General features: G+C 64.5%; 2 protein-coding genes. Both read right to left on the bottom strand.

The features are described 5' to 3' along the window. Positions 1-92: 92 nt before the first annotated feature. Positions 93-296 carry a hypothetical protein gene (locus Mlute_RS14820; protein ID WP_119361301.1) on the bottom strand — a complete coding sequence of 68 codons (204 nt, stop codon included), beginning with the start codon at positions 294-296 and terminating at the stop codon, positions 93-95. A gap of 385 nt (positions 297-681) precedes the next feature. Next, positions 682-2,606, bottom strand: a 1,925-nt coding sequence (locus tag Mlute_RS14815) for a DUF3987 domain-containing protein (RefSeq protein ID WP_119361300.1), incomplete at its 5' end; no start/stop codon positions are given.

The following is a 2,606-nucleotide window of genomic DNA, read 5'->3' as shown; positions in this document are numbered from 1 at the left end:
CTCGAGGTCGGAGTATAGCGAGGTGGGGGTTCCTTCCCAGGGGCCAGCCTCGAGCAGTCGTAGTACAGCGGGGGGTAGGTGGGGGTAGCGGGTCATATCACTACCACCCCCTCATCCGCTTGTGCCAACCAAGCCAGCCAGCTTGCGGCCTCCTCGAGGGAAGCCAGCACCCGCACCCTGCCCCGCTGGTCGGTCACAGACACCGTGCCATCGAAGGGGGGGAGGAACTTTAGCAAGTACCACACCCCCTCGACCTTGAAGCGGTACAGGTTCCCGAACCCCGAACCGTCCGCCATAACCACCCTCGAGCCTCGAGGGGGCAACTCTGGTACCCGTTGCCAGTGGGTGGGACACCCCGAGGGGTCGGGGTCGCGGGTTGGTTGTTGCTGAGCAAATACTCCCCCAACCCGCAAACCCGCAAGGTTGGGTTTTTCCTCGTCCTGTACGGCGTTATCGTGTGCGGGTAGGTTACCCGCATCAACCCGCATAACCCGCAAGTCACCCGCAAGGGGGGTAGAGGTTGCGGGCGTTTGCGGGTGGGTTGCGGGTGCTTGCGGGTGGGTTGCGGGTTCACTACCCGCAACCTCTTCTATCGTCCTGGACGCGGTTTCTTGAGGGTTTGCGGGTTTGCGGGTAGGGGGGGTGTTGTGTTTGCTCAAATCCGCTAGCAAGTCCTCGAGGTCAAACACTCCCCACCTCCTTCACCCGTGGGTTGATTCGGTAGGTCTTGCCGTCCTGGATTAGCCAGCCAGCCTCTACCAGGGCGGCTAGCACCCGGCGGGCCTCCCCCACCAGGGCAATCCCCCCTACCTGGTTGCGGGTGATATCCCGCTCGGTGAAGACTTCCAACCGCTTACCCGCAACCTCCAGCATCCCGCTTTGGAGTTTGCGGGCCAGTTTGACTATCGGCTCATCGTTGCCGGATAGCGCCCGGTGCCAGATACGCCGGGCGTGAGGCTCTAACCACCTCACCAGGGCGATAGCTCGCTTGAGGGTAGTAGCGCTCACCGGGCCATATTCCTCCCACGCAGCAGCGAGGACAGCCGCGAGCCGGGCGGTGAGTCCCATGCGCTTCCCCAGTAAAGCCTTCCACGCTTCAGGTTGGTCGGGGTTACGCATCTCGCGTTGGGTCGAGTTTTCCCACTGATACCAGAGCGCTTGGGCCTCGGGGTCGAGGTGTAGCGTCCTTTCTCCCCCTACCCGCAAGATGTCCCAGACTCGGGTCACCAGGTTGTGGTAGCGGGTGCATACCTCGGCCTCGATAGCCGGGCGGTCGTCTTGCCAGGGTCGTTCGTGAGCCGTGACCACGATGAAGCGCTGTAGCAGGCCGTCCGCTCCGTTACCGTCCCCGCTTTGAGCCTCCAATACCCGCTCCCGAAAGGGGCCATATTGGATAAACCCGAGCAGGGACAGAACCGGCTTCTCGACGAACATGGAGCCCCGTACCACCCGGTCAACCGGGGTCGGGGTCGCACTGTAGCTTGCCAGGTAGAAAGCGCGGTCTTGTTTTTTGTCTTCGCGGTTCCACTCCGCAAACAATCCTTTGAGCTCGTCGTGATACGCGAGAATGCCGGGGTTATTTCCCAGAAGGTCAGCCAGGGCTTCACGGGTAGCGTCCTGTGCCAGCAAGCGCTTGGGGGTGGGGCGCTTAGGTTTGGGGCCGCGCTCCGAACGCTTGGCAGCCTCCCAGCGGGCAAGCTCGGCCTCGTATTTGGTCATCTCTTCCTCGTGCTCCTTCCGCAACTCCTTCTCGATCTCCCAGGCGGGTTGTAACGCGGTCTTGAGGATGGGGGTCTTTCCCGTGGACACCCCCATCACCACCGCAAGCCACAGCGCGGTGGGTTCCCGCCAGGTGGGGTTATCCCGGTCGGGTTCAATCCACAGCCGCCCATTGGTCACGGCGGTGAGGGCGGCGAGCATCGCCACCAGCACCGGGCCAGGGTCAACGCACAACCGTTCCGCGAACACCAGGCCGAAGTCTTCAATATCCGGCGGCAGCAGCGTACCGGTGGGCCAGGGCTTGAGCTTGGCGGCGGTGTCTAGCGGTTCCGGCTCGGGCCATACCTCCTCGGGTCGCACCTCGGGGGTGCTCTTTTGCCCGGCGCTTACCCTGCCCCCCCCATCAGCGGGCAACTCGAGCGGCGCACTCAGCCCGTACTTCAACCCGTCCCGTGCGGTGGCCTCAGCCTCGGGGTGGGGTAGCCCGGCCTGCACCCCAGCCGCAGTCAGGGCGCGGGTGGCCTGCTCAGGGTCCAGCCCCAGGTGGACATAGCCGCCTATCAGCCGGGCGTAACTGAGCAGGGTGTTATGGCGTTGCCCCTCGGGGGTAGTGGCTACCCGCTCACAGGCCCAGCGCAAGAGCCCTTCCAGGCGGCGGGTCAGCCTGTCACCCCTCAAGCCCCGGAAGTTCACGGGCTGGTACTCAGGCGGTGGGGGTGGGGGCTCAGGCAACAGACGGGCTAGCAGCCCCTCTGGGGGCAGGGGCAGTTCAGCCGGGGGCAGCAGGGGTACTTCCCAGTGGTAGCTTCCGTTCGGTAGCTGAGTAGGGCTACACGCCAGATACGCCTTGCCCATTCCGCGCAAGTCCAGCCCCGGCAGCTTCCGGG

The organism is Meiothermus luteus, from assembly GCF_003574085.1.
GTDB lineage: Bacteria > Deinococcota > Deinococci > Deinococcales > Thermaceae > Meiothermus > Meiothermus luteus.
This window is presented reverse-complemented; position numbering and strand designations above follow the sequence as displayed.

What these genes read in the sequence shown, in the direction of transcription:
- Mlute_RS14820 (WP_119361301.1), bottom strand. Translation starts at nt 296, where the DNA reads ATGGCGGACGGTTCGGGGTTCGGGAACCTGTACCGCTTCAAGGTCGAG.